Here is a 26,344-nt window from a genome sequence, read left to right as displayed (position 1 = left end):
TTATTTATTGCCTTTAGCTTTTAATTTTTTCTCCATGTCAAAGGAATAGTTTATTACTTCTATTTTATTTAAAAAATAGATATTAGATTTTATTAACAGAGTAAAAAGTATTGAAAATTTAATACTGTCATCTATTGGAGGTGTGTTATGATAACAATAAGAAATATGTACGTATCATGCTAGAATGGAGGGCTTATATTTGCATGAAAAATTTAAAGTCGCTGTATACAAAATCATTATATGTATTTCCTTATTTATTACAAGTTATATTAAATGTATCCCTGATTATTCTCGCTATTGTTTTATCTGTCTTACTTGTAAAGGAGCTTATTTTATTCGGAACAATTTTACTTGAAGGTGATACGACAGACTACCAACTGTTTCTTGCCAATGTATTATTATTTTTCCTATATTTTGAGTTTGTCGCTATGATTGTAAAATATTTTAAGGAAAACTATCATTTTCCCTTACGTTATTTTTTATATATTGGTATAACAGCAATGATTCGTTTGATCATTGTTGAACATGATAATGCGCTAGATACGTTATTTTATGCATTCGTTATCTTAATTTTAATTATTGGCTATTTTATTATGAATTTAACCCCTCGTGAACGACCTGAAAGCAAGTGGTTTTTTCAAAATAAGAGGTGAATGTAGCATCCTTATAGCCTTTTGAATAAAGACGATATAAAAAATGGATTGGCAAGATGACTGCCAATCCTTTACTTAATTTTTGTCTTTATCATAATGTTTTAACGCCAATTTAGTTGCATAATATACGACAATTCCTATTACAAGAAGGTTTATTATCCATCCTAGTATTCCAAATCCTGCAAAATGAAGGCCATAGCCATTCATCATTACTACTCACCTCTTATCTATTCATTGTTTTTATCAAAACCATTTCCACCGCGATGCCGTCTTTCTAAGTCTCCGTTTCCGTGACAAAAGTTATACATTGCTTCATAATCCTCATCGGAGAAGTTTGGATGCATTTCTTCCATATACGGTCTCCTATCATTATAAAATTCTTGATTCTCTTCATTGGCATCAGCGAATGTATACGTTGCTGCACCACCTAAAATAATCGCTCCTGTTATAGCACCAATCATTAATTTTTTCATTATGCCCAACTCCTTTCTTTCATTATCTATATCATATCGCACGCATTTGTAGTTCTTATGGAGAACTTATGGAGAAGTTGTGAAGATGTGAATTCTACTGTGCTGGCATGATACTATAGGAATTACAAATAATAGATGTAAGTAGTTATTGTCTATGTCTAACTAGACAGCTTTAGTAAGCCTATTACATTCGTGAGATGAAAGCAGGTTACACTTTCTAGAATACAAGATGTGCAAAACAAGAGGGGGAAAAATAATGACACGCATATTAATTGTCGATGATGAAGAAATGATTCGTGAAGTTTTGCAAGCTTATTTTGAAAAAGAAGGTTGGAGTATTTTATTTGCCGCCAATGGATTAGAAGCGCTAAAACAAATAAAAGAAGGGAACCCAGATATTGTGCTTCTTGATTTAATGCTCCCCGATATTTCTGGAGAGGAAGTGTGCAGATTAACTAGAAAAGATAGTGATATGCCAATTATTATGCTTACTGCTAAGTCAGCAGAGGATGATATTATAAATGGAATTGTCATCGGTGCAGATGATTATGTTACCAAGCCTTTTAGCCCAAGAGAGGTTGTTGTGCGAGCTAAAGCTCTACTGCGCCGAATTTCTAAGACGGAAAAAAATGACCAACTCCGTTTTAACGACGGGCAACTAATTATTGACCATTTAAAAAAGGAAGTAAAAGTCAATAATGAAGTTGTCGCACTTACACCGAATGAATATAAGCTATTAATAACAATGTCTAGTTATCCTGGAAGGGTATATAGCAGAGGGGATTTGCTCGTAAAAATTCAAGAAGAGGATGATCTTTTTTTTGAAGGATATGAGCGAAGTATTGATACACACATAAAAAATTTACGAAAAAAAATCGAACAGGATTCTAGACATCCTGATTATATATTAACGGTTTTTGGAATGGGGTATAAGTTTGGGGGCAAACCAGATGAAGCTAACACTCCGCACTAAAATTTTTATTTATTTATTAATTGTTTCCTTATGCGGTGTTTTTTTAACGAGTTTTTCCATATTTTTCGGGGTAGAAAATCAATTTTCTAGCTATTTACAAATAAGTAGAGAAGAAAAAACGTCATTTGTAGAGGAAGAGATCATTCGAACGTATCAGCAAACCGGAAGCTTAGTAAGTGAACAAGCAAACAGCATGCTTCATGACCAAGCAATGACAGAGAATTTGTTTTATACTATTTATGATCGGGCTGGTAATGCTGTTGCAGACTCAACAAGAATGCAGCACATGATGAGGGGAATGGGCATGCATCAACAAGCAGAAAAAGTTGATTACGAAACAAGTTCTCACCCTATTGAAGTAGACGGAGAAAAGGTTGGCACGATGGAAGTGGTGTATCCAGTAGAACTCGTTGGTGAGGACTTTACTTTCTTAAAATCGATTCAAAAAAACATACTAATTGCGGTAATCGCTATTATATTGTTATCGATTTTATTTAGTTTTTTGTTTTCTAGAAGGTTAAGTGCTGGTTTTACGCGGTTATCAACAGCTGTACAGCAATTAAAAAAACATAAACGAGTAGACGTGCCTGTAAAAGATTTAAGTATTGAAATGAAACAGCTTGGGGAGTCATTTAATGAATTAGCTAATTCCTTGGCGAAAGAGGAACAACTAAGAAAGCAATTTACCGCTGATTTTGCACATGAACTTAGAACACCATTAGCAACCTTACGTAGTCAATTGGAAGCTTATCAAGACGGTATTTGGGAACCAACTCCTGAACGATTGCAAAAAAGCCACCATGAACTTATGCGCTTAGTGCGACTCGTCAATGAATTGGAAACGTTAATTGCAGTGGAAAACCCACAAAAGAAATTGAACATGTCTACTTTAGATGCAGGGGAACTTCTTCGTTTTATGGATAGTCAATTTCAGCCGGCTTTTCATAAAAAAGGGGTTGTATTAAGGAGCTACTTTCCAAACAAAGAAATCCATTTTCGTGCAGATGAAGACCGAGTTACACAAATTTTAACAAACCTTATGAACAATGCATTGCAGTATACTCCAACAGGAAAGACAGTGAAAATTTTTACAGAAGAGAAGGAAGATTGCATCTGTTTTATGGTTATGGATGAGGGAATAGGTATTAAAAAGGAAGATATTCCATTTTTGTTTGAACGCTTTTATCGTGGAGATAAGTCAAGGGCGACCAAGACTGGCGGTATAGGAATCGGGCTTTCCATTGTGAAAGCACTTGTAGACGCTCATCACGGAACCATAGATTTTAATAGTGAAGTTGGGGAAGGTACAACCGTGACCGTTTGCTTTCCGAAAAAAGGGAAACATTAAATTCGCAACCCTAATAACGTTTGGCACACTTACAACGAGGTCATGTTCGTTTTGTATCGTATAAAGAAAAATGAAACAATTCGTGCTGTTTTTACGTAACATAATAAAACCATTGATTAGACTGAGGAGGTAACAAGCGTGAATCGAACAGTTGAAAAGATTTTAGGCATTGTCGGATTTTTAATGGACGGTGCTTTAGCTATTTTTGGGATCGTTGGCATTTTGCTTTTAAACAGTGGTATCGACCTGCTTGAAGGTTCTATTGATCCGGCTGATTTTGGAATGCTTTCAGACCTTGGTTCCTTCTTATCTATCTTTATTTGGATTCCTATTATTGGTGCTCTGATAAGCTTTACTTTAGGATTGATTGGTGTATTACAGTTGAAGCGAAACCCTAAAACTGCCGGCGGATTTTTTATTGCAGCAGCTGTTCTAAGTGGCTGGCTTTTATTATCAGGAATTTTATTTCAATCTTTGTTATATCTCGCCGCCGCAATTATGTGTTTTGTAAGAAAACCAACAAAAACGATAGAAAATTAAAAGTAAACTATCATTAGGAAATGAATGGATAGGGTTTGTCTCTTATAACATGACACCTCACTGCCTCTAGTCTTAGACAGACTTAGGCCAAGTCTGTCTAAGACAAAAAGATTACAAATGAAATTATTGCTGACTAGATTCGTTATCTTCTTCTGACGAGTCTTCTTGAGGTTCTTTTGGTTTCTCTGGTTCTTCTGGTTTCTTCGGTCCATCTGTAGGTTTAGTTGAATTCTCGTCATAATTTGTTTGATCGTCACCACCGTCTGAAGGACCCTCACCAGCGCCTTTATTTGTTTCATTATCCTTCTTTTGTTCCGGAGTCGAATTTTGGTTTATATCATTGGTGCCATTTTGCGTATTATTGTCCCGGTTTTGCCATCCATTATTAGCTGGTGGCGTATAAGCAGGTGCTTGCCACGTTTGCTGTCCCCTATGATTAGAAGTATTATTTTCGGCGGCATTTGTTACACTGCCTTCTCCCTTACTAGTAGATTCACTTTCTTGATTGGTGGCCGTTTCTTCTGGATATCGAGTCCCCCAAAAATCTCCAAAAAAATAGCCCCCATCTGCATCATAAAATTGTTCTGTAATTGTTGCTGCATTCATCGGTTCATCTATCCAACCGTCTATCATATCTGCAACCTCGTGTATAGGGACACTAAATTGTACAGCAATATCTTTGACATGGGCAATCGAATTAATAGCAATCATGCTACCAGTCTCGCCAGACAATAAAGGCCCACCACTATATCCCAGTAATAGCGTCTCTTCCAATTGATACGTATGTTCATATGTAAAATTTCCATAAGAAAAATGCCAGTCCACTTCGTTGACAACAGTAGGCGTTGTATTATTGTCTAAAACACGCTCGCTTCCCATAGCAATAACTTCATCCCCTGCAGATAAACCTTTTTCCCTCTCGATTGGTGCTGGTTGATCCCCTGCCAGTTCAGATACTTGAATCGCTGCCAGATTTGTTTCATTGGAATAGCCGATAACAGAGCCAGTAAATGCATCATGATTATTTCTAACTTGTACTTCCGTATGCCCTTCAACAAGATGTGCACTCGTTAATAAGATGCCTTGATCATTATATAAAAAAGCAGCACCTTCCCTTTCATTCGTCCTAACTGTATATACGTTTTTTTCAGCCATTTGAATCTTTTCTTCAACGGTTTTTTCATCATCTAAGTCATCGCTTTGTTTGTTCATTAATTCTGGATCATTGCGACTTGCAGCGTTAGCCGCTTTTGTATGCGTTTCTAGACGATTGCTAGCAGCATTACTTTCGATAAATAAATAAGTGCCTCCGCTCACAAGGAGCAAAAATGAAATGATGGCTGTTAACTTAAATGCTATTCCTCGCTTTAACGTTCTTCCACAATTTAAACAGAAACGCGTTCTTCTTTGTTTTTTCATTCCACACGTTGGGCAACGCATGATTAGCCTCCTTTCAAAACATTAGAAAATTTCACTTCACAGCAAATTTTATGGCAAATTGCCGTAGTTTTGTTTAGTCGATAAGACTTAAAATTCATCCTTTTTTCTACTATGGGAAGTATAAGAAAAAACGAAGATTTCGTCATAAAACTTGGGGAGTCAGCTAGCTTGCTGATAGTGACATAATATGCTTCTGTAATGTTCCCTTGCCGGTACTTCTTTTATCGTATAACTTTATAATAACGACATATTTTAAATAGTTAACAACTAATTATGTAGGTCTATTATACCATCATTTGGCATTTTGGAAATGGCAACAAGGTATGTTTTAACTTGAATGAATTAAAATGTAAGCCGATTATTTAGATATATACTCGTTTATAATACGGACTAACTTTTTTCCCCTGTGAATGCTCATTACTCCCCATTCATGTTACTCCTAATAGGAACTGTAAAATCCCCATAAAGTAAAAAAATCATGAAAGCCTCTTATTACAGTATTACAAAAAAACTGGACACATTGTTTGCGTTAAGGCAACTTTTTGAGTTATAATCATAATATATTTAGAGAGTAAACAAAATCAACATCCATATCAACAAAGCATATGTTATTAAAATATAGTTATGTATAACCTAAAGTTTCCCTAAACCAACTATTTAACTCACAACCAAAGGAGCGACATAATATGCTTGATAAAAAACCTATCTATCAATTTCAAATTGGTGATCGAATAGAAATTACATCTGTTGAACTACGGGATGATGTCATACGGCGTAGATTACTAGATTTAGGTTTTGTCCCAGGAGCCACCATTGAAATAGTACAGAAAAGTCCATTAGGAGATCCAATCGCTTTTAAAGTTTTTAACACGACGATCGCACTGCGGAAAGAAGAAAGTTCTTTTATCTACGCAAAGAAAGTTCATAAAGAGGTGGTATAAATGTCTCATACCATTGCTTTAGCAGGAAATCCAAACACAGGAAAAAGCACATTGTTTAACTTGCTTACTGGGTTAAAACAACACACAGGAAATTGGCCTGGAAAAACGGTATTACGGGCTGAAGGTGAACTAAAAACAGAGAAGCATGTATATAAGGTCATTGATTTACCTGGTACATATTCTCTTTACTCCAATTCAGCTGACGAAGAAGTAGCAAGAGATTACATTATTTTTGAAAAACCGGATATTGCACTCGTTGTAGTGGATGCTACTTCGTTAGAGCGAAATTTAAATATAGCATTACAAGTATTAGAAATGACTGATCGTGCCGTTCTATGTGTCAATCTAATTGATGAAGCAAGAAAAAGAGGCATCCATATTGATAAAGAAGCGTTATCTAAACAATTAGGTATTCCAGTTGTGTTAATATCAGCTAGAGAAAAAATTGGTATCATTCAACTACTAAAAACGATAGACCGAATGATTGAAGGTAAATTAATAACGAAAGGTTACAAAATTAAATATAGTCCAGAAATAGAAAAGAAAATAAAAGAACTCGAACCAGAAATCAAGCATATTTTTGGGGATATCTTTCCTGCGAGATGGATCGCTTTACGTATATTAGATGGAGATAAAAAATTATTAGAATCGCTAAAAGCGTATATACAAAACCAACAATTCAGTTCGGAAAAACATCCATCTGCACAAGGAGGCTGTTGTCATGGCGTATGAAACAAACCAACAAATACAGCAACTTGATGCATTGTTTGAAAAGTACAGTGATCAAGAAAATACGTTAAGAGATCATATCGTTTCAAGTATTTATCAATCTACACAAAGCATAACCCAGCATTCCATACAGCGTTCTAATAAAAAAACCACCTGGCTTGATGAAAATTTGGATAACATTTTAACATCACGTATTTATGGTTTTCCCATTATGCTTATGCTACTTGGAGTAGTCATTTATTTAACGATTGTAGGGGCAAACTATCCAGGTATTGCTATAAGCCAGTTATTTGCTACAGTTGAAAATTGGCTTGCTTCATTATTCCAATGGGCTAACTCTCCAGATTGGTTGTATGGAATATTGGTAGAAGGATTTTACCGTGGTACTTCCTGGGTTGTTAGTGTAATGCTGCCACCAATGGCTATTTTCTTTCCAATGTTTGCTTTGCTAGAAAATTTCGGATATTTACCACGAGTAGCGTTTAATTTAGATCGTGTATTTAAAAAATCTGGTGCACATGGTAAACAATCGTTAACGATGGCAATGGGGTTCGGATGTAATGCTGCAGCGGTCATGTCTTCACGCATTATTGAGTCACCACGGGAACGCATGATAGCCATCTTGACAAACAACTTTGTCCCGTGTAATGGGCGCTGGCCAGTATTAATTCTCCTTGCAGGTTTATTTATGGCGGCTGGATTTTCAGGCGGTATGAATACGTTTGTTGCTGCGTCCGTTGTCGTAGGAATTGTATTGTTTGGCATTATCATGACTATCTTTGTTTCATGGGCTCTTTCCAAAACATTATTGCGCGGTGTGCCTTCACACTATACATTGGAACTGCCACCTTACAGAAAACCGAAAATATGGAATACGATTGTTCGAGCTACATTGGATAAGTCATGGTTTGTATTAAAAAGAGCCGTCATTATTGCTGCACCAGCATCCGTTATTACTTGGATTTTAGCGAATATTTTCGTTGGTGATCAAAGTGTTCTTGAACATTTTGCTGGGTTTTTAGACCCTTTTGCACAGGCGATTGGCTTGGATGGTTTTATTTTAACGGCATTTATTTTAGGCTTTCCTGCAAATGAAATCGTCCTGCCGATTCTTTTAATGGGATATCTTGCAACAGGATCGATGATCGAAGTGGATAACTTAAACGATTTAAAACAAATATTTCTTGACCATGGATGGACGTGGTTAACAGCGCTTAATATGATGCTATTTTCTTTATTGCATTATCCTTGTGGTACAACCATGTTCAACATTTGGAAAGAAACAAAAAGTGTAAAATGGACGTCGGCCGCTTTTATATTACCTACTACTATCGCCATTGTCGTCACATTCGTTATTGCGCAAGTCGTAAAAGGCTTTGGCTGGGTATAGACTCTATACTTGTTCGATTATAGATTTCGATATAGACTTCTTTTTAAAAAGGTTCACAGATCNATCTTCCCTTTACCTATCGCAACATCGTCGCAGATTCTGGATATGAAAGCGAAGAAAATTACGTGTATTTAAAGAAGCAAAAACAGACGGCCTATATCAAGCCGCAAAATCATGAACGCAAGAAAAAAGCTTCTTTCAAAAAGGACATCAGACACCGAGAAAACATGGCTTATGATAAAAGCACAGATACCTATACCTGTGCCAATAACCAGCAGCTGCATGCCATTAGAAACTACACGCGAACCTCGCAGACTGGCTATCAATCTAAGGTAACCGTCTACGAATGTGAAGATTGTACAGGTTGTCCGCTCAAAGAAAAATGTACAAAAGCGAAAGGGAATCGCCAACTGCATGTAGCCAAGGAATTTCTGGCATACCGGGAAACAGCGCAAGAAAATATTCTAACAGAAACAGGCACACTGTACCGTATGAATCGTTCCATTCAAGTGGAAGGAACGTTCGGCGTACTGAAGGAAGATTATCATCTGAAGAAGTTTCGTACGCGAGGAACAGGTAATGTACGAAACGAACTTTTAATCCTGGCATTTGGTTATAATCTCAATAAAATACATACGAAAATCCAAGCTAATCGCCTAAACCTCTATTATCATCCATTAAAGACAGCTTAAAAAAATAAAAAAAGGCGAGGCTTATTTAAGTGCGTCAAAAACCGATTAAATTTCCTTTTATCACCATAAATAAAATAATGCATCTTAAAACGAGCAATCTCATATATAAAAAGGAGCTGTCAGCAAATGCATAATATGCATTTTGCGACAGCTCCTTTTCCTTCATTTAAAGGTTGTTCTATATGAAACACAGCATTAATCCTGTTCATACAAGTTGGCCAAAAATGATTCCATCTTTTTCCTGTCATCTCTTAAGTCGCATTCAATTATTCAATAACGAAGCAACAATGTCAGGGGGCTTATCTTTTAAGCTCCAATATAACGCTGATATAACTTTTTAGCTTGATCTACGTCACTTACTCCGTGAATTAATGTTCGACCATCTTTAAACACAACAAAACGGTTTTTTTTAATCGTAAAAATTAATAATTCCCCATTATCTTTCATCGAATCTGAAAACGGTTTTAACTGTTTCGCTAAGGAAGGAATAGACAATTTATTGGTTTGTGCAGGGCGTACTTGCACCGTGTCCCTTCCGCAAAGAACGGCTGTCTGTATTCCTTGTTGTTTCATTAAAAATGGGTACGTTGCCTTCGTTGAGCAAGACGGACAATGCGGATTGATTAACGAACTTACATTCACTGATACATGCTTTCGTTCCCAAACATCAAAATTAAGCAGTTCTTGCGACATTTCGTGTCCGGTTAAATATTTCAAGCATTCTGCCGTTTGATATGCCGCGGTAATTTGAACAGCCGGAGCAATCACTCCCACCGTATCACAGGTTCTCCCTTGCTGCGGAATTTGATCAATTAAACATTGTAGACAAGGCGATTTCCCAGGCATAATGGCTAAAACAATGCCATAACTCGTTAAACATCCTCCATATACCCAAGGTACACGCCATTTGGCACAAGCATCATTAATAATAAACCGCGTATTGAAATTATCCGTTCCATCAATTACAAAATCAGCATACTCCATGAGTGCTTCTGCGGTTTCGGCTGCAAATTCTTCAACAACCCCTTCAATCCTAATGGATCCGTTAATTGCTTGTAACCGCCTAGATGCCGCTTTAGCTTTCGTATGAGCGTGCGCTGCATCTTCTTCTGTAAACAACTGTTGTCTACTTAAATTACTCCACTCCACATAATCGCGGTCAATGATGGTGATTTTCCCAACACCAGCACGAGCTAACATTTCCCCATTTGCACTTCCTAATGCACCAGCTCCAACAATAACGACATGCTTATTAGCTAGTTTTTGTTGGCCCTCTGTTCCAATTGGAGCAAATAACTCTTGTCGTGAATAACGCTGTTTTATCATTCTATCATCGCCGTATCTGGACTACTTTTGGTTGCATATGTTTTTTTCGGTATTCTTCCTGCTTCATAACTTAATCGCCCTGATTCAACCGCAAGTTTCATCGCCTTTGCCATTTTAACCGGATCATCCGCTCCAGATACAGCCGTATTTAATAATATTCCGTCAGCGCCTAATTCCATGGCATAACTAGCATCACTTGCTGCTCCAATCCCCGCATCAACAATAACAGGAACATTCGATTGCTCAATAATAAATTGCAAATTTAGCGGATTTATTACTCCTTGCCCAGAGCCAATTGGAGAAGCGCCAGGCATGATTGCGTGTACACCAGCTTCTTCTAACTGTCTTGCTAATACGACATCATCCGATGTGTACGTTAAAACGGTAAAACCTTCCTCAAGTAACAGCTTAGATGCTTTCATTGTTTCAAATGGGTCTGGTAATAATGTTTTATCACATCCAATTATCTCTACCTTAATCATATCACAGAGTTCAGATGCTTTTGCTAAACGTGCGATCCGCACTGCTTCTTCTGCCGTTTTAGCTCCAGCTGTATTCGGCAATAAGGTATATTTCTTTAAATCTAATTCTTCCAATAAATTTGGTTCTTTTGTGTCAAAAATATTCATTCTTCTAACAGCAAAGGTTAGAATTTCTGCTTTTGATATATTTACGGCTTCTTTTTGTACTTGGAAACTTGGATATTTTCCCGTACCTAACAATAATCTAGATGCAAATGTTCGCTCTCCGATTTGTAACATTGGTTAACCTCCTCCTACAAAATGAACAATTTCAATTCTATCTCCGTCTTCCAAAATCGTCTGTGGATAATCTTTTTTGCCAATAATTTCTTTATTTTTTTCTACTGCTGCTACTTTTTCTTGTATGTCATAAGCTTCCAACAAATCAAGCATTGTCATCGTCTCTTTGGCAAAATGCAATGTCTCTCCATTCACATGCAGTTCCATACCATATCCTCCTCTCTTTTTTAACAATATAGAAAACGATAAAGCTATGGAATCATCATTCTAGCAAAATGTAGACTCCCCATAAAAAAACTTGACCAGAAGCTAGTTTTTTATAAAATACATCTTCGCCTTAATAGTGCGTATCTTCGGAAATATTTTTCTGGTTTTAGCTATTAACCATCGCTAAACGCTGGGGAGACACTAGGTTTTCTATAACTTTTTGGTTTTGATTCATTATTAGGTCACCAATTAATTGCGCAGTAGCAGGCGCCAACAATACCCCATTTCGATAATGCCCAGTAGCATAATAAAGACCTGGTAAGGAAGGATGCTCTCCAATAACAGGTATCCCATCTTCTGTTCCAGGTCGCACACCTGTTAAAAAAGAATCTATCCTAGCATTTCGAAAAGATGGAAAAATAGTATTAAAATGTGTTAGCAAAGATTCAATTCCTCCCACAGAAACATAGGACGATTGATTATAGCGTTCGGAAGTTGCGCCAATAACATAGCGACCATCTCGTTTTGGTACAAGGTAAAAATCCTTACAAAAGAGTGTCTGTTTTAACTGAATACCGCTAGAAATAACTGATAAACATTCCCCCTTTACTGGTATCATTGGATTAACTAGCCCCATTGCTGTAAACCATCGCCCACTCTCAGCCCCTGTGGCAATTACTACGCGCTCAGCTGTTATCAAACCTTCATCTGTATCCAAGTGAAAAGTTTTGGCTACGTGGTTTATGTTCCACACATGGCAATCCTCTCTCTCCTTGCCACCTTTTGCGATAGCCCCCTGTTTAAAAGCTTCACAAACTCGTGAGGGTTCCACATGCCCATCCGTCTCCATGTAAATGCCAGCAATCGCTTCTTTACCTAACATGGGAAACCATGCTTTCAGTTGCCTTGGGTCCACCCATTCTAAATTCGGGAAAGCTTGTCGCTTTAATTCCATTGCTTGTTTTTCCTGTTCATAAAAAGCAAGCTCCACCATGCCTCCAGAAGCTAACTGAATATCGATAGATGTTAGTTGATACAATTCCCAATTTAATTCCTGATACATATCTCTACTAGATTGACAAAATTTATAAAACTCATTTGCATTACTATTCTCCGTATGTACACCTAACATTCCGGCGGCTGCATTTGTCGCCTTTCTTCCACTTTGCTGTTTTTCAACAACAAGGGTAGTTACATTATTTTTATTTAAGTGATACGAAATAGCATGACCAATAATTCCACCGCCAACAACGACAACTTCATAATGATCCTTCAATTTTCTCTACCTCCTTACGTAGGCTCATAGCAGCTGTCTTTGGACAAGATGCACTAAAAATCCCCGACATGACAGCAACACCTGTTACCCCAATATCTTTAAAGTCGGATACTCTATCTCCTGTAATCCCACCAATTGCAATGACTGGAATTGTAATTGCATGAATGATCTGTTCCAATTGGTATAATCCTCTTGGTTTTATACCTGGTTTACTATCTGTTTGATAAATATGTCCAAACATCACATAGTCAGCCCCATTATTTTCAGCATATTTTGCCGCTTCCAAAGAGTGAACAGAACGCCCCACTCTTAAAGAGGGAAATAAGCGCTTTATCTCCCCTATATTTGTGCAGTATTCAGGCATATGCAATTGATTTACTCCCGTTAAAAACGGAATTTTAACATGCGTATGAACACAAAGTACTTCTTTTGGAGCACCGCTGTTTATTAATTCCTGCACAAATTGCGAATATTCAAATCTCGATTTCTGTTTTTCTCTTAAAATGATGTGATCTACGAAAGGAGCAATTGCTAGTATTGTATTGATTAATTTTGTCTCTTCCGTTTCTCCATTCGTTACCGCATATAATTGCATTAGGTCCCCTCCCATTCGTTTAAACAGTTTTATGGAGAAATTGAAGTCTTTTTATACAACACATCTTAACATGAAAAGCGAATGCTTTTCATGAAAGGTAGAACAAAAAATGTCACTTTCTCCAACATCGGAAAAAGTGACATGTATGCACATATATAGAAGTAAGACTATGTACAGTAAAATAGCCTTACAGTCACTTTCCTCCGCTGGTTTGTTAGCCAGTTCAGGTTCAAAGAGTCCCAACGTTGTACGTTGATCTCAGCCATTAAAAATGGCACCCCTAGCGATTTCAAATATTCATCATTTTTATTATCTTCTACCTTACAGCACATAAAACCATATGTCCAGCAATTTCCTTCCATTACCTTTAAGGTACATAAAACTTCTGTTCAAGACTGGAAACATGTCTAATAACTCTAAGTGTCAAATCCTCGAGCTACTATTTAGTATTATATTTCTACTAAATTCACTTTAGGGATTAACAATGAAATCAATGTAAAAAATTAAAACAATATTTCTTATACATATATAGGTATAAAACTATTCATCTTGTAACTTCTCTGTTATACTAATCTCAAATTGAGCAATTAGGGGGATGAAAAATGAGTAAAGATTTAATTGAACAATTTGCGTTGAATCGTAACATGCTGTTTATGGAGCTAGATAAACTAGATGAATCACTAATTGACGAACAATTAGACGAACTAAATAATACGGTACATTGGCATATCGGACATATTTTAACTGTCGCGGAGCAATTTCTATTTGGTTTCCCAAACCAAACAAAGCATTTACCAGAGGAATTTATTTCTCTATTTGGAAACGGTACAAAACCTGCTGATTGGCCAGAAAATGTCCCATCCCTTGCAGAATTAAGAGAAAAACTGCAAGAACAAATGGAGCGTGCTATGAAACTGGACACGGAATATTTTGCTATCCCATTGGAAAAACCTTTTCTAGGGCAAGATACAATCGGCGGACTAGCAAAAGTTGCTACATTCCATGAAGCCCATCATACTGGTCAGTTACATACGATTCATTTAATCGCTGCAAAAAGAAAATAACTTGCACTTGTAGGGGGATTAGGGAGTTTTCCCCCTACGATTTCTCTCAAGAAGACCCATTAATTTTTGTAAGCTTATTTTTTCCTTTTCTCTACCTCTTCTTCACATAAAAATCATGAAAAATTATTCTCTACAGTAGTTGGTAACCGTATTTATCCAGCACCCACACCGGAAGTTCCATTCGCGATGTCATGAACGGATCAACAATTTGGCAAATTTTTAAATCTGCTCCCACAGATAGAAACATTGCTGCTTCATGCGCTTCCATTTTCAGTACATTCACAAGAAAAGTATGCATATGTTTCGTTGCTTGTTTAGAAGCTTCATCTAGCGTTTCACGAGACGCTATCGTCATCACATGTTTGTCATCAGCTAAAAACGGAAGTGGATAAGGTTGTCCTTTAATCAAGCTAACTTTAACTGTAATTTCAGCAGCAATCTCTAATCCACAAATAACTACCTCACCATCTCCCATAACTGCGTGTACATCTCCCATTGCCAAAAGAGCCCCTTCTACATTTACCGGTAAATAAAGGGAAGATCCTATTCCAATTCGTTTACAATCCATATTTCCACCGTGATCTTTTGGCGTTCCTGTTGGCACATCTTCATCAAGTGGAGCAGTTCCAATAACCCCAATCATAGGTTTTATCGGTAAATGTAAAGTTTCATTAAAAATAGCTTTCCCATCATTTATCGGAATAATTTTTGTTTTTTCATCAGTAAAACTACCTGCTAAAGCCCCCATTTCTGGCGTGATGGACATTACGCCTTGGTTAGCGATTTGAATATCCAATATATCCACTTTTAATGTATCTCCTAGTCTGGCGTCTTCTACAAACAACGGTCCTGTCGCTGGATTAATTTTATCCCACCCGACTGTGTGGAATAAATCGTCTTCGCTTTTCATTTCATTACTAAAACAATCGTACGTTTCAAATAGAATTGTTTCTTCTGAAAAAACTGTTTCAACAGGCTTGTTCTTTGGTGACATTGACAAAATATAGTTTTCCTTCGCAATTTTTTTCACTTACGTATACCTCCTAATTCACAGCATCATTTGTGACATCTCTTCTATGTTAGCTATGTTTATTATACTACTATTCACCCCCTCCCTTTCACCCAAATGTTAGCTAGTTGCTCTAATCATTGCTATAATAAACATGGATTTTCTAAACTTGAAGTGCGTTAATAATCAACCTGAAAGATTAATACACGCACTTTCTACAGAAGTTCCGTCTGTGTATTTTCATTACTAACTAAGAACAGTACTAATAAAGTACAAACATTTTACATTCATTTAGGAGGATATACAATGAATCAACTAAAATTAATGATTTTTGATATGGACGGTTTACTATTTGATACGGAACGGATTGCCTTCCAAGCCTTAAAAAAGGCGATGAAAAATGCTGGGTATAACCTAACACTAGACATATACCGTAAGATTATTGGTGCTGGAAACCAAGAAGATGAGAAAATATTAAAAAGCGTATACGGGGAAAAATTTTCCTTTAACCTCATAGTGGAAGACTATCTCTATGAATCTGAGAAAGTATTAAAAAACGATGGCTTAAAAATAATGAAAGGTGTTCCAGAACTTCTCAATATGTTAGATGAACGAAAGATTAAAAAATGTGTTGCCTCTTCTAGTTCATTAGAAACGATTGATCGCTATTTGACGATGACAAATTTGAAAGCTAGATTTGACTTTTATATGAGTGGGGATGAAGTAACACGCGGAAAACCTCATCCTGATATTTTCCTTGAAGCATGTAAGCGCGCAAATGTAACCCCCGAATTGGCAATGGTGCTAGAAGACTCTCCAAATGGTTTAAGAGCTGCTTATCAAGCAGGCATAAATTGTATAGTAGTACCTGATTTAGTCGAACCTGATGAAGAAATGTACATCAAAACGTATCGAGTAGTAGATAGTTTAGTAGAAGTCTGCGATCTACTCACTGCACAAGAATCGGTGTAAAAGATACTGCAGGAATTGCTGTAACGAAATAATAGATAACTGAAATATACGTTACAAATGAACCGAGCTGTCCATATCAAAATCTATTACAAGTTGTCATTTTTCCTTCACATATCCATATTGCGATGGAAGTGTTTACTTGGTACAATTTTGTTAAACTATGTTTTATATTGTTAACAGATGTTAGAAGGGTTTTTGAAGAGTTAAAAGTGGGAAAGAATGTCATGATCTTCATTGTTGGAAGTTTTCTCATCACTTTAGGATCGTTCGTACTACAAAGGTATGATCAGAACCAACCCCTCTGAATCAGGGGATGTAGGTGCTGCTATCATCTAATTACACTCGTGCTCAGCAGACCTCCAACTCTTGAACGGAGAGACAAATTACTTGAATTTGAAGCTCTAAAATAACCTTTTAAACATCAAATATACGTGGGGGTAACAAGACGGGAAGGAAGTTGATGATGAAAAAGTTTATAGGGGTTGCTTTACTAGTATTAGCTGCTTTTCTAACAGCTTGTGGTGGAGCAGAAGAAAAGATTGAACCAAATATGTCAGAAGAAGTAATGGACTTTACGTATACTACGCAAGATAACGAAGAACTTTCCTTAGAGGACTTGAAGGGGAACTATTGGATTGCTGATTTTATTTTTACAAATTGTACAACCGTATGCTTACCGATGACATCTAATTTAGCAAAGTTACAACAAAAGACAAATGAAGAAAATATAGATATTCAATTTGTCTCTTTCAGTGTCGATCCAGAATATGATACACCTGACGTATTAAAAGAATACGCTAAAGAATACCAAGCAAATTTAGATAACTGGACCTTTCTAACAGGCTATGATTTTGAGAAGATCAAAGAGTTTTCTATCAAATCATTTAAGAGCATGGTCGCTCCCCCTCCTGAAGGCAACGATCAAGTAACACATGGTACGAGCTTTTTCTTAGTTAACCCTGAAGGAGAAGTCTTTAAAAAATACAACGGTGTACAAGCTGATAGTATCGACACCATGGTTAATGATCTAAAAGAATTAGGTTTATAATATGGATAGGGGAGAGAGCCTAGTATAGGATGATATTAGGCTCTCTAAATGATTTACCATCCCTCGTTCAATAATACATTTTTCCGCAATTCATTCAGAAAGTAGCATACTCTGTTGCATCCTTGTGCAAAGTTGTCATAATAAATCACATCTTAAGTTTCCCGCTATCAGAAACAGATCGCCAAAAAACGAATGATAATTATTTTAATTCAGCATTTTTATTCTGCATAGATTTCACTTTGCTCCTCCCCAACTTCTTGATCGCTTCTAAATAGGAAATGCGCTACCAAAAAACCTAACAACGAACTACCAATAATAAATTTCAATTGCAAGAATTCTATCATTCATTCGACGATAACGGTGAACCAGTTGGAGCTACTTTTATCGGCAAACCTTTTCTAGAACAAGATCTATTTCAAATTGGCTACGCTTATGAACAAAAGACAAAAAATCGTAAGGCTCCTAATTTGTAAAAGAGTTATTTGCGTAATAGGAGCAACAAAATTCCCACTTCTACAATAATGATAGTAGTGGGAATTTTTTATCGTCAAACTATGATATATGTTCGGAGGGGAGTATTCAATACATGAGACTTCCTTCCAACCGCATCGTTTGTTTAAAGCCTGAGAAAGACAAGACTGATAGCCCATTCTCATCACGTAAGCCGTAGTTCTGCTTGTACGATAAACTGTACGATCATTCAGCAGATTATATCTATTTCTATTCTCAGCTAAATACTTTTTCACGAATTATTTGATACATTTCCTCTACCCCTATTCCCGATATGAATGGCGTACCGTCAATCACATAATCTTTCATTTCATCAGGTACAATAGTCGTTGAGATAACAAAATCATACATATCATATTGATTTACTGCTTCTGCTACACTAGATTGAAAAAGCGATACTTGATGTATCAGCTTTTCTTTTTCTAGCCATTCACGTATTTTTTCTTTCACCATTGTAGAAGTTGCAACCCCAGTACCACAAATTACGAGTATTTTAATCATTTTATTTCCTCCAATAGGAATTATTTTTATGTTTGCGTCTCTTTCGTCTGTTAACATAGAAGAATAAACCCATTATAAATGACCCAAAAACTATAAAACTAAACCAATGCATCCTTCCTGTTAGCCAAATGAAAGGAAAAGTTGTCCACACTGCACCATCTACAAGCGAAGAAATCGCCCCATAATTTCCCATATTAAAACCGGCACTCATTGCTGTCGTTGTTACTAAAGGAGCTACCCAAGTTGCAATATAAAGACCAATGCCAATATAAAAAGCTCCACCAATAACTGTCCGAATTATATTACCTTTAAAAACAGGTACCATTAAAGCGATAAGAAAAGGAATCGTCGCTAAGTCTGTAAAAGGTAACACTTTATTACCTGGTAATATCACGGCTAAAAACAGAGTGATGGGCACTAATAACAAAGAAGCTGATAAAACGGCTGGATGCCCCACCGCTAAAGCACTATCCATTCCAATATATAAATTCCTCTCTGGAAAACGTTGCTTCATATAATTTCCAGCGGCTTCTGAAACAGGTGCAAGTCCTTCCATTAATAAAGCAACCATACGTGGTAATAAGACAAGCACTGCCCCTGTCTGCATTGCTAAAATTAACGTATTTTTAAGGTCATATCCTGCCAGTACACCAATAAATAAACCGATGACCACCCCCATTACTGTCTTATCACCAAACACACCCAGATGTTTTTGAATGGAAGCTTGATTTGCCTGTAGCTTATTAAATTTAGGAATCCGATCAAATACGTAATTTAAAGGTTTGGCTACGATATAAGATGGAGCAGAAGCCCCATGCGGGAAAGTAATCTGTTTAAATCCATAGTAGGATTGGATATCCTTCTGAATCCAGTCACCAAGCAAAAGCAATACTATATGATGAACAATCATTACTCCAACAGCCATAGCGAAATGATTGGTCAACGCCAAAACTAATGAGGCTGTAAAAGAAGTATGCCAAAAATTCCATATATCAATATTTAGTGTCCGAGTAAATCCGATCGATAATAAAAGTAAATTGATAGCAATACCTATCGGAATCGTCAAACTTCCTAGAACGGTTCCATATGATATAGCTGCAGCTGCTGGCCAACCAACATCAATAATGGTGAGCTCTAAACCATATTTGTCAACCATAGCTTCAATTGCAGGCCCTAAGCTGTCACCTAATAGACCGATAACAAGATTAATACCAATAAAACCAATACCAACGATTAACCCAGAGCGAACAGCTTTGCTCACCTTTGTGCGCAAAATCCATGCAAAAATAAAAATTACAAATGGGAGCATAACACTAGCTCCCAAGTCAACAAACCACTGTAAAACAGACATTGTTTCTCCCCCTCATACCAATATCTCATTGCATGTACGACATCGATAACGTATTAACATCGTAACTTTTCACCTAGCTGAATTCCATAACAGTAGCATTCTACCAATGGTAAAAGTGAATTTTATGAGATGACGAGTTTTGCTCAATATGAGCTAAGACGATTTCATGAATAGAAAGCTTAGTTATCCACAAATTTCCATAGCGAAAGGATTACATTTTGCTTAGACTTTAAAGCCTAAAATTTTTGTGCATAAAAAATGCCACTTTTTTCCCTGAGGAAAAGTGACATCGCATTCGAATTCTAAGCTAATCAATTTGCTCCAATCCATATTAGAATCAAAGTTTCTGCCACTTCCCTCCGCTGGTTTATAACGCCAGATCAGGTTCCAAGAGTCCCAACGTCACACGTTGATCTCAGCCACAAATGCGGCACCCCTAGTGAACTATTTTCATTTTTAATTGTATAGATAATATATCGGTTGGCACGTGCAAGTGTCAAGGTTTTTATAGCAATGCGCATTTAAAAAGCCTGCTGGATTCGTCCAGCAGGCTTTTCCATTTCATCTTGTTTATTTTCTAGTAAAATCCACATATTCCTCAGTTCCTACTTGTATCGTTGTTTCACTTGGCTTCGTTTTTGCTATAACCTTCCCATTGCGAATGGAATACATGACAATAGCTTGTTTCCGAATCGCTTCATACGTACTCTCTGCATCCAAAACGATGAAGTTAGCTGGTTTTCCGACTTCTATTCCATACGCTTGTTCAAGACTCATTGCTTTAGCACTGTTTGTTGTAATGAGGTTCATTGAATCTACAATTTGCTCGTACCCTAATAATTGAGCGACGTGTATCCCCATATGAAGTACTTGAAGCATGTTTCCTGTGCCAAGCGGATACCAAGGATCAAAGATATCATCATGACCGAAACATACGTTCATACCCGCTTCTAGTAACTCCTCCACTCTAGTTAAACCACGCCGTTTTGGGTAAGAGTCAAACCGCCCTTGCAAATGGATATTAACAAGTGGATTGGATACAAAGTTGATCTCCGACATCTCTAACAAACGAAATAATTTATAAGCATACGCATCATTATAAGATCCCATTGCTGTTGTATGACTGGCAGTTACTCTGGACCCTAGCCCTCGCTCATAGGCTTCTTTCGCCACTACTTCCACAAATCGAGATTGCTCATCATCAATTTCATCACAATGAATGTCCATCAACCGTTCATATTTTTCTGCAAGATCGAAGGCAATTTTTAACGACTCCACACCATATTCCCTAGTGAATTCAAAATGCGGAATCCCTCCGACTACATCTGCACCTAACTTCAAAGCTTCTTCCAACAATTCTTTCCCTTTCGGATAGGATAAAATACCTTCTTGTGGGAAAGCGACAAGTTGCAAGCTCACAAAATCCGCCATTTCTTCCTTCAATTCTAGCAATGCTCGTAGTGCTGTTAGCTTTGGATCAGTTACATCGACATGGGTGCGAACATGCTGAATACCTTGGGCAATTTGCCATTTCAAAGCTTGCGTAGCTCTATCTTTCACATCTTCATACGTTAACGATTGCTTCCTCTCTGACCAACGTTGAATGCCTTCAAATAACGTGCCACTCTCATTCCATTTTGGCTCTCCTGCAGTTAATGTTGTATCAAGATGAATATGAGGCTCGATAAATGGAGGTAATACTAAAGAGCCAGCGACATCGAGTATTTCTCCTACCTGCTGTTGCTGATTAGCAGGGGAAATAGATGTAATTTTTTTTTCTGTCACAGTAATATCCCATAACCCAGATGTATTGCGTAATCTAGCATTTTTTATAATCACTTTTACTGCCCCACCTTTTCTGTATTGGTTAGAATAACTTCTTTTTCCTTTGCACTAGCAACAAGCTTCGTAACAACAACATGGGTAACTGCAGCACCTATTAACGCATTAATTGGTGGGATACCTGGTAATAAAGTTGCTGCAGCAATTCCTGTTCCCCAAGCAAAAAGGGCAATCCAATTGATAGCGGTAAATGTCATTTCATGGAAAGCTCGATAATGGCCGCGGCGAAGAATGAAAAAATCAGCTAATAAAATGGCTCCAATTGGTGGTAAAGCAGAACCGAGAATCGTTAAGAAGCCAACAAAATTGTTGTATAACCACATGGCCCCTAATGTACCAATAATCCCATTAAAAATGACAATTTTATGCTTTGCTATTTTCGTAATGTTAGAAAGTCCAAGCCCTGATGCATACAAGGCATTATCATTCGTTGTCCATATATTTAACCCTAAAACAATAATGGCAGGTAAAATAAGATTTTGCATAAACATAACTTCAGAAATATCTGCTTGCCCCGTTGCCACAGAACCTACAGCTCCAAATAAAAACATGAATGTGTTCCCGATGAAAAAAGCAACCACAGTAGCAACTACTGCCGAACGTTTTTTTCGAGCAAATCTTGTGAAATCAGGTGTTAAAGTTCCTGCGCTTATAAAAGAACCAATGCAGATCGTAAGTGCGACGGCCAAACTCATCGTTTCAGCTGGTTCGTATTGCAATAAACCTTGTACTCCACCTAAACTTTCTGTTGCTTTTAATACGGAAGTTCCTCCGAGAAGAGCGATTAGCGGTACCGCAATAAAGCTAATAATAGCCAAAGCCTTCATGCCGAAAAAAGCGGTAAAAGTCATCAAGATACCCGCAATACCAATAAGAATATAGATATCAATTCCTGTAACTTTTTGTACAGGTATGGCAAACATCGCTGTTCCAACACCGAACCAACCAATTTGTGTAAAGGCTAATAAAAAAGAAGCAAGATAAGATCCTTTCTCCCCAAAGGCATACCGAGCAAGCAGATGTGTAGATAAGCCTGTTTTTGCTGCCATATAAGCTAGTAACCCAGTATATGCTCCAAGAATAAGATTCCCAGCAAGAACAATTGCCATAAACTGTATGAAAGAAAGACCTTGACCTAATTCTCCACCAGACCACATGCTTGCCGAGAAAAAAGTAAGTCCTAACATAACAACAAGTGTTTTCCAAAAACCATTGCGATAAGATGAAGGTACTGCTGTTAGTGAAAATTCTGTGTCGATGTTTTTCATTCTCTTTTCCTCCTGGTTTGGTACCAAGAACAGAAAGGAACTGAAAAAAGGCTCCCTGTCAATGTGACAAGAAGCCTTTTCCGTTAATAGGTTTAATACAAGCTGTCCCATAAAGGAGTTGTATTGCCACTTGTTCATAACTCTATCAACAGATCCGCTTTCCTTGTCAGCCTCACAGGACTGAATTAAAGGTACCATATTTGATTAGCTTTATTATGACAAAAAATAGAGACTTCGTCAAGCAAAGCTAGTAACGATTATTTTTGTTCACCTCTCAATACTTCTCCATTTGTTTCTATCACTTGTTTATACCAATAAAAGTTTTCTCAATATGAAGCATGCTTATATCATATTAGACCCCATTAAGAAATAACTACCACACCAAGCCTTCCTACATCAGTTTAAAATAAACATTCGAGTAAATCTAACTCAAATAGAATGACACTTCATCGTCTTATAGCGCTCCACCTTTCGCAAAGTAATAATAGTTGATAGTGTCATTAAAACGAAGCAAATCTTTTGCTACAAAGCCATCTGCAAACAAGGTTTGAAAAACCTTTCTCGATTGTAAGCGCCACTTTAAAGCAAGTGGGTAGTCTTTTTGTTTCAGAGTTTGAAAATTTACTGGTACAGCAACAAAGTAACCACGCTTTCTACTTTTTTCAATTTGGGACAAAGGCTGCGTCACAAGCGGTTCAGCATCTTGTGAAGATTGCAGAAGTACGTATTCTTCTTTGAGAGATGGGGTACAAGTAGCTCGTTGTTCATTAAAATGCCATTCTACTTGAATACGATCTGTTGGTAATCCGTGGTTTAACTTGCCACCAATATCTCCATAATGATTTTCTTTATATTTCATACCTCTAGCACCAAGTTTATGAAGGTTCAAATAAGCATTGACACTTTCTAAAGGGTCAAACGTCCACGTCATCATCGTATAGCCATGTTCCTTAGCAATTTCAGCTTGGCGAAGCTTCATTTTTACTCCCAATCCTGATTTTCGATACGCAGGTAAAATTCCGAGCATATGCGAGCAAAGATAATTGTCCTTCCCATCAAACCCTGGAAAACTGTAAATAAAACCAACCATTTGTTTTTCCTTATATGCACCAAGTAAAATACCACCATGATTTAAAGTTGTATACGTTTGAGGGATTGGAGTTGGCGTAATACTCCATACGGATTTTTCCAATGTTTGCATTTCATATAATTCTTCTAGAGATGTTAGTTGTTTAATAATGACGTTATCGAGCATGCTCGACACTCCTCCGCATTTTCATATTTCCACTTATTAATTGTTCATTGCATCAATATTATAATAGAATCGACCAACCTCAAATCATCTTACCATAACTTAGTTAGAACTTAATTTACCACAATACCATTGTTTCATCAATAAGTAATTAGCAGAGTTAAGGAATAACGTTTTTTAGTAGAACATATATAAATTTCTCTTAAGTGATTTGTTTGACATACTTTCTAGCATAGCTCTATCATATATAGAAGGATTCTAGAGAAACCATTGAGGTGAAAACATTCATCCTTATGTACTCGTTTTGCACATGGTTTCTTCTATTACAAGTGACGCGTCTTTGAGCATAAAAGTAGGCAATATACAAAATAGGTACGTGTTGCTTTTCCAACTCAGCAGTTGACTTAGCACCATAAATCCTTAATAATATAAAAATCAGTGAAGTACCTACAGACATTTTTGTGAATAAAGTGAAAATGAAAGGAAGTTATGCGTATGCAAAGAAAATATAAACTATATCAAATTGACTCGTTTACACAGCAAAAGTTTACAGGAAACCCAGCCGGTGTTATAACAAATGCGAATGGGTTGACAACAGATCAAATGCAAAAGATAGCTAAAGAGCTTAACAATTCAGAGACTGCGTTTATCTTTCCTGCAAATAATTCTAATTATGATGTACATGTCCGTTTTTTCACACCAACACATGAGGTCCCCATCTGTGGCCATGCTACAATTGCAGCTCATTATGCAAGAGCTAATGAAAAACATTTAGGGAGTTCAACAGTGTATCATAAAACAGGTGCTGGAATACTTCCTGTCGATATAATAAAAGAAAAAGAAGACTATAAAATTGTTATGACCCAGGGTGAAATTGAATTTAGGGATATAATAGAAGGGGAAAATAAAAATGATTTATTAACAGCATTAAACTTACATTCCGATGATTTATTAGAGGGGTGTGATATACAGATCGTATCAACAGGACACTCCAAAGTTATGATTGGCGTAAAAGATATTATCACTTTAAATGGTATAAAACCAGACTATACTGCCCTTTCCAAACTAAGTAAAACTGTTCATTGTAATGGATATTATGTTTTTACAACAGCTACAGATGACAGTGATGCTTTAATACATGGGCGCATGTTTGCTCCTGCAATAGGCATAAAAGAAGACCCTGTAACTGGTAATGCTAACGGGCCTTTAGGGGCATACCTTGTTCATCATAATTTAGTGCAGCATAATAATTCATTATTTACGTTTAAAGCTAAACAAGGAGAAGCTATGGGGAGACCCGGTATTATTGAAGTACAAGTTTATATAGAAGATAATAACCCCATTAAAGTAAAAATTGCTGGAAATGCCGTAGAAGTATTTAAAACCGAACTCATGTTATAAATGCCTGTTAATAAGTCGTAAGATAGATCGAGAAGTTTGAAGCGGTGAAGTTTCGAGTAGCAGCCCTTACAGGTTATACTAACTTCTACCTTGACCACAGGACGTTGACGAACTTAGTATAAAATCCTCATTTCATTAAAGATACACGAGCACCATTATAGGCTTTTGTAACTATTCTCATGCAGAAAAGAGGAGAACCGTTTTCCAAGGAAAGTGAAAACGAACCAATCTAAAATTCAATCTGTCATTCATTTTATGATAAATTTCCCACTCCTTCTTCATTCTTTTAGCATAATAAAATAGATGAAAACAAGGGATATTATCTTAATATCGAGATAGCTGGTATATGCAGCGAGAGTTGTGCATAAATAGCTTATAAGTCTTTTCTAGTAATATACCCACGCTCTTTCGTTAATTTCATATCTTTACTAGCTACATAGTTCAAAAATGTTATAAAATCCTAACTAAGCTTTACAGAATAATCTGCTGCTGTAATCATAGATTGATTTTTTATACTTTCCGTTGAAAACTCCTCCATATTTTATAGAATAAACTTAATCGTCAATTCTCATTACCAGAGATCCATTGAAAAGCAATAAGTGCTCCAACAAAAGCTGCCAATGCGCTTACCACAATCCCAACAAGACCCTTATAAGAAAAATCTGGCACAAAGAAATAATACATACATAGAATAAAACCGACAAAACCACTTGCGAACAAAGCTTGCGTAACATTCATTTTCTTATGCATCGTAATTCCTACTCCTTTACTTTCGCGCGCAA

At 36.8% G+C, this 26,344-nt stretch carries 28 protein-coding genes and 2 riboswitches; of the genes, 12 read left to right on the top strand and 16 right to left on the bottom strand.

The genetic code is table 11. The features are described 5' to 3' along the window. The first annotated feature begins 203 nt into the window (after positions 1-203). Positions 204-653 (top strand): phosphate-starvation-inducible protein PsiE, encoded by a 450-nt coding sequence (psiE, locus tag B2C77_RS06305; RefSeq protein ID WP_073013284.1) that lies wholly within the window; start codon positions 204-206, stop codon positions 651-653. 75 nt (positions 654-728) lie between these two features. Here the strand turns inward: psiE and B2C77_RS22335 are convergent, their stop codons facing one another. Next, complete coding sequence (locus B2C77_RS22335; RefSeq protein WP_257790344.1) at positions 729-863, bottom strand: hypothetical protein; 135 nt, start codon at positions 861-863, stop codon at positions 729-731. Between the two features lie 17 nt (positions 864-880). Then, entirely contained in the window at positions 881-1,126 is a 246-nt protein-coding gene (locus B2C77_RS06300; protein ID WP_073013282.1) for a hypothetical protein, read from the bottom strand. 256 nt (positions 1,127-1,382) lie between these two features. On the opposite strand from B2C77_RS06300, the gene B2C77_RS06295 reads away from it, so the two are divergent. From B2C77_RS06295 to B2C77_RS06285, 3 genes are all read left to right on the top strand, one after another. Further along, positions 1,383-2,099: a response regulator transcription factor gene (locus B2C77_RS06295; RefSeq protein WP_077702857.1), complete on the top strand. Its 717-nt coding sequence runs from the start codon at positions 1,383-1,385 to the stop codon at positions 2,097-2,099. Continuing rightward, entirely contained in the window at positions 2,077-3,447 is a 1,371-nt protein-coding gene (locus B2C77_RS06290) for a sensor histidine kinase (RefSeq protein WP_077702856.1), read from the top strand. Before B2C77_RS06295 ends, B2C77_RS06290 begins: the two co-directional genes overlap by 23 nt. 138 nt (positions 3,448-3,585) lie before the next feature. Then, positions 3,586-3,987, top strand: coding sequence for a DUF4064 domain-containing protein (locus B2C77_RS06285; protein WP_077702855.1), 402 nt, complete (start codon positions 3,586-3,588; stop codon positions 3,985-3,987). A gap of 123 nt (positions 3,988-4,110) precedes the next feature. Here the strand turns inward: B2C77_RS06285 and B2C77_RS06280 are convergent, their stop codons facing one another. Beyond that, positions 4,111-5,427 (bottom strand): S1C family serine protease, encoded by a 1,317-nt coding sequence (locus B2C77_RS06280; protein WP_077702854.1) that lies wholly within the window; start codon positions 5,425-5,427, stop codon positions 4,111-4,113. A gap of 686 nt (positions 5,428-6,113) precedes the next feature. Between B2C77_RS06280 and B2C77_RS21590 the strand changes: the two genes are divergently transcribed. Genes B2C77_RS21590 through B2C77_RS06265 form a run of 4 tightly spaced genes read left to right on the top strand, consistent with a single transcriptional unit; the run spans position 6,114 to position 9,179 of the window. After that, complete coding sequence (locus B2C77_RS21590) at positions 6,114-6,368, top strand: FeoA family protein (RefSeq protein WP_176087287.1); 255 nt, start codon at positions 6,114-6,116, stop codon at positions 6,366-6,368. Beyond that, on the top strand, positions 6,369-7,100 hold the full coding sequence (locus tag B2C77_RS06275; protein ID WP_101933588.1) for a FeoB small GTPase domain-containing protein: 732 nt from the start codon (positions 6,369-6,371) through the stop codon (positions 7,098-7,100). Further along, on the top strand, positions 7,090-8,487 hold the full coding sequence (locus tag B2C77_RS06270) for a nucleoside recognition domain-containing protein (protein ID WP_077702853.1): 1,398 nt from the start codon (positions 7,090-7,092) through the stop codon (positions 8,485-8,487). Before B2C77_RS06275 ends, B2C77_RS06270 begins: the two co-directional genes overlap by 11 nt. Before the next feature lie 59 nt (positions 8,488-8,546). Then, positions 8,547-9,179 (top strand): transposase, encoded by a 633-nt coding sequence (locus B2C77_RS06265; RefSeq protein WP_077702852.1) that lies wholly within the window; start codon positions 8,547-8,549, stop codon positions 9,177-9,179. A gap of 306 nt (positions 9,180-9,485) precedes the next feature. Here the strand turns inward: B2C77_RS06265 and B2C77_RS06260 are convergent, their stop codons facing one another. From B2C77_RS06260 to B2C77_RS06240, 5 genes are all read right to left on the bottom strand, one after another. Next, on the bottom strand, positions 9,486-10,505 hold the full coding sequence (locus B2C77_RS06260) for a ThiF family adenylyltransferase (protein WP_077702851.1): 1,020 nt from the start codon (positions 10,503-10,505) through the stop codon (positions 9,486-9,488). Further along, positions 10,502-11,266, bottom strand: coding sequence for a thiazole synthase (locus B2C77_RS06255; protein ID WP_077702850.1), 765 nt, complete (start codon positions 11,264-11,266; stop codon positions 10,502-10,504). Before B2C77_RS06255 ends, B2C77_RS06260 begins: the two co-directional genes overlap by 4 nt. Positions 11,267-11,269: 3 nt before the next feature. Then, positions 11,270-11,473, bottom strand: coding sequence for a sulfur carrier protein ThiS (gene thiS, locus B2C77_RS06250; protein ID WP_077702849.1), 204 nt, complete (start codon positions 11,471-11,473; stop codon positions 11,270-11,272). A 166-nt stretch (positions 11,474-11,639) separates the two neighbouring features. Beyond that, positions 11,640-12,749, bottom strand: coding sequence for a glycine oxidase ThiO (gene thiO, locus B2C77_RS06245; protein ID WP_077702848.1), 1,110 nt, complete (start codon positions 12,747-12,749; stop codon positions 11,640-11,642). Next, entirely contained in the window at positions 12,733-13,344 is a 612-nt protein-coding gene (locus B2C77_RS06240; RefSeq protein ID WP_176087286.1) for a thiamine phosphate synthase, read from the bottom strand. The genes thiO and B2C77_RS06240 overlap by 17 nt, the downstream gene beginning before the upstream one ends. Positions 13,345-13,525: 181 nt before the next feature. Next, positions 13,526-13,636: riboswitch (TPP riboswitch) on the bottom strand. A gap of 310 nt (positions 13,637-13,946) precedes the next feature. On the opposite strand from B2C77_RS06240, the gene B2C77_RS06235 reads away from it, so the two are divergent. Then, on the top strand, positions 13,947-14,408 hold the full coding sequence (locus B2C77_RS06235) for a DinB family protein (protein WP_077702846.1): 462 nt from the start codon (positions 13,947-13,949) through the stop codon (positions 14,406-14,408). Between the two features lie 130 nt (positions 14,409-14,538). On the opposite strand, the gene B2C77_RS06230 is transcribed toward B2C77_RS06235, so the two are convergent. Beyond that, a complete protein-coding gene (locus tag B2C77_RS06230) occupies positions 14,539-15,438 on the bottom strand; it encodes an acetamidase/formamidase family protein (RefSeq protein WP_077702845.1) in 900 nt (299 codons plus the stop codon). A 285-nt stretch (positions 15,439-15,723) separates the two neighbouring features. Between B2C77_RS06230 and B2C77_RS06225 the strand changes: the two genes are divergently transcribed. Both B2C77_RS06225 and B2C77_RS06220 read left to right on the top strand, forming a co-directional pair. Then, the gene (locus B2C77_RS06225; RefSeq protein ID WP_077702844.1) at positions 15,724-16,389 is read left to right on the top strand and encodes an HAD family hydrolase; all 666 of its coding nucleotides are present in this window, start codon (positions 15,724-15,726) and stop codon (positions 16,387-16,389) included. 460 nt (positions 16,390-16,849) lie between these two features. Next, on the top strand, positions 16,850-17,437 hold the full coding sequence (locus B2C77_RS06220) for an SCO family protein (protein WP_438272955.1): 588 nt from the start codon (positions 16,850-16,852) through the stop codon (positions 17,435-17,437). A gap of 218 nt (positions 17,438-17,655) precedes the next feature. Here the strand turns inward: B2C77_RS06220 and B2C77_RS22330 are convergent, their stop codons facing one another. The 6 genes from B2C77_RS22330 to B2C77_RS06195 form a co-directional block, all read right to left on the bottom strand. Further along, positions 17,656-17,781 (bottom strand): hypothetical protein, encoded by a 126-nt coding sequence (locus B2C77_RS22330; RefSeq protein WP_296362231.1) that lies wholly within the window; start codon positions 17,779-17,781, stop codon positions 17,656-17,658. Between the two features lie 382 nt (positions 17,782-18,163). Continuing rightward, complete coding sequence (locus tag B2C77_RS06215; protein WP_077702842.1) at positions 18,164-18,448, bottom strand: PTS sugar transporter subunit IIB; 285 nt, start codon at positions 18,446-18,448, stop codon at positions 18,164-18,166. Position 18,449: 1 nt separating this feature from the next. Continuing rightward, positions 18,450-19,799 (bottom strand): PTS galactitol transporter subunit IIC, encoded by a 1,350-nt coding sequence (locus B2C77_RS06210; protein WP_077702841.1) that lies wholly within the window; start codon positions 19,797-19,799, stop codon positions 18,450-18,452. Positions 19,800-20,136: 337 nt separating this feature from the next. Further along, a riboswitch (TPP riboswitch) is annotated at positions 20,137-20,247 on the bottom strand. 122 nt (positions 20,248-20,369) lie between these two features. Next, positions 20,370-21,638 (bottom strand): cytosine deaminase, encoded by a 1,269-nt coding sequence (locus B2C77_RS06205; RefSeq protein ID WP_077702840.1) that lies wholly within the window; start codon positions 21,636-21,638, stop codon positions 20,370-20,372. A gap of 2 nt (positions 21,639-21,640) precedes the next feature. After that, on the bottom strand, positions 21,641-22,909 hold the full coding sequence (codB, locus tag B2C77_RS06200) for a cytosine permease (protein ID WP_077702839.1): 1,269 nt from the start codon (positions 22,907-22,909) through the stop codon (positions 21,641-21,643). Between the two features lie 454 nt (positions 22,910-23,363). Beyond that, positions 23,364-24,164 carry a GNAT family N-acetyltransferase gene (locus tag B2C77_RS06195; RefSeq protein ID WP_077702838.1) on the bottom strand — a complete coding sequence of 267 codons (801 nt, stop codon included), beginning with the start codon at positions 24,162-24,164 and terminating at the stop codon, positions 23,364-23,366. 492 nt (positions 24,165-24,656) lie between these two features. Here B2C77_RS06195 and B2C77_RS06190 point away from each other — a divergent pair, with 492 nt between their 5' ends. Then, positions 24,657-25,562 carry a PhzF family isomerase gene (locus tag B2C77_RS06190; RefSeq protein WP_077702837.1) on the top strand — a complete coding sequence of 302 codons (906 nt, stop codon included), beginning with the start codon at positions 24,657-24,659 and terminating at the stop codon, positions 25,560-25,562. Between the two features lie 561 nt (positions 25,563-26,123). Here B2C77_RS06190 and B2C77_RS06185 read toward each other — a convergent pair. Further along, positions 26,124-26,300, bottom strand: a complete 177-nt coding sequence (locus B2C77_RS06185; protein ID WP_176087285.1) for a hypothetical protein — start codon at positions 26,298-26,300, stop codon at positions 26,124-26,126. Between the last annotated feature and the right edge of the window lie 44 nt (positions 26,301-26,344).

Origin of the sequence: Virgibacillus dokdonensis (assembly GCF_900166595.1) — a bacterium.
In the GTDB taxonomy this organism is placed as follows: Bacteria; Bacillota; Bacilli; order Bacillales; family Amphibacillaceae; genus Virgibacillus; species Virgibacillus dokdonensis.
Note: the sequence above shows the minus strand (reverse complement) of the source record. Positions and strands in the feature narration are given on the sequence as shown.

Bases quoted from the DNA above. Each gene is read 5' to 3' on its own strand.
- B2C77_RS06300 (WP_073013282.1), bottom strand. From the start codon at position 1,126: ATGAAAAAATTAATGATTGGTGCTATAACAGGAGCGATTATTTTAGGT.
- B2C77_RS06220 (WP_438272955.1), top strand. From the start codon at position 16,850: ATGATGAAAAAGTTTATAGGGGTTGCTTTACTAGTATTAGCTGCTTTT.
- B2C77_RS06190 (WP_077702837.1), top strand. From the start codon at position 24,657: ATGCAAAGAAAATATAAACTATATCAAATTGACTCGTTTACACAGCAA.
- B2C77_RS06275 (WP_101933588.1), top strand. From the start codon at position 6,369: ATGTCTCATACCATTGCTTTAGCAGGAAATCCAAACACAGGAAAAAGC.
- B2C77_RS06215 (WP_077702842.1), bottom strand. From the start codon at position 18,448: ATGATTAAAATACTCGTAATTTGTGGTACTGGGGTTGCAACTTCTACA.
- B2C77_RS06270 (WP_077702853.1), top strand. From the start codon at position 7,090: ATGGCGTATGAAACAAACCAACAAATACAGCAACTTGATGCATTGTTT.
- B2C77_RS06260 (WP_077702851.1), bottom strand. From the start codon at position 10,505: ATGATAAAACAGCGTTATTCACGACAAGAGTTATTTGCTCCAATTGGA.
- B2C77_RS06235 (WP_077702846.1), top strand. From the start codon at position 13,947: ATGAGTAAAGATTTAATTGAACAATTTGCGTTGAATCGTAACATGCTG.
- B2C77_RS06210 (WP_077702841.1), bottom strand. From the start codon at position 19,799: ATGTCTGTTTTACAGTGGTTTGTTGACTTGGGAGCTAGTGTTATGCTC.
- thiS (WP_077702849.1), bottom strand. From the start codon at position 11,473: ATGGAACTGCATGTGAATGGAGAGACATTGCATTTTGCCAAAGAGACG.
- B2C77_RS06240 (WP_176087286.1), bottom strand. From the start codon at position 13,344: ATGCAATTATATGCGGTAACGAATGGAGAAACGGAAGAGACAAAATTA.
- B2C77_RS06185 (WP_176087285.1), bottom strand. From the start codon at position 26,300: ATGAATGTTACGCAAGCTTTGTTCGCAAGTGGTTTTGTCGGTTTTATT.
- B2C77_RS21590 (WP_176087287.1), top strand. From the start codon at position 6,114: ATGCTTGATAAAAAACCTATCTATCAATTTCAAATTGGTGATCGAATA.
- codB (WP_077702839.1), bottom strand. From the start codon at position 22,909: ATGAAAAACATCGACACAGAATTTTCACTAACAGCAGTACCTTCATCT.
- B2C77_RS22335 (WP_257790344.1), bottom strand. From the start codon at position 863: ATGATGAATGGCTATGGCCTTCATTTTGCAGGATTTGGAATACTAGGA.
- B2C77_RS06195 (WP_077702838.1), bottom strand. From the start codon at position 24,164: ATGCTCGATAACGTCATTATTAAACAACTAACATCTCTAGAAGAATTA.
- B2C77_RS06280 (WP_077702854.1), bottom strand. From the start codon at position 5,427: ATGCGTTGCCCAACGTGTGGAATGAAAAAACAAAGAAGAACGCGTTTC.
- B2C77_RS06255 (WP_077702850.1), bottom strand. From the start codon at position 11,266: ATGTTACAAATCGGAGAGCGAACATTTGCATCTAGATTATTGTTAGGT.
- B2C77_RS06290 (WP_077702856.1), top strand. From the start codon at position 2,077: ATGAAGCTAACACTCCGCACTAAAATTTTTATTTATTTATTAATTGTT.
- B2C77_RS06295 (WP_077702857.1), top strand. From the start codon at position 1,383: ATGACACGCATATTAATTGTCGATGATGAAGAAATGATTCGTGAAGTT.
- psiE (WP_073013284.1), top strand. From the start codon at position 204: ATGAAAAATTTAAAGTCGCTGTATACAAAATCATTATATGTATTTCCT.
- B2C77_RS06225 (WP_077702844.1), top strand. From the start codon at position 15,724: ATGAATCAACTAAAATTAATGATTTTTGATATGGACGGTTTACTATTT.
- B2C77_RS22330 (WP_296362231.1), bottom strand. From the start codon at position 17,781: ATGATAGAATTCTTGCAATTGAAATTTATTATTGGTAGTTCGTTGTTA.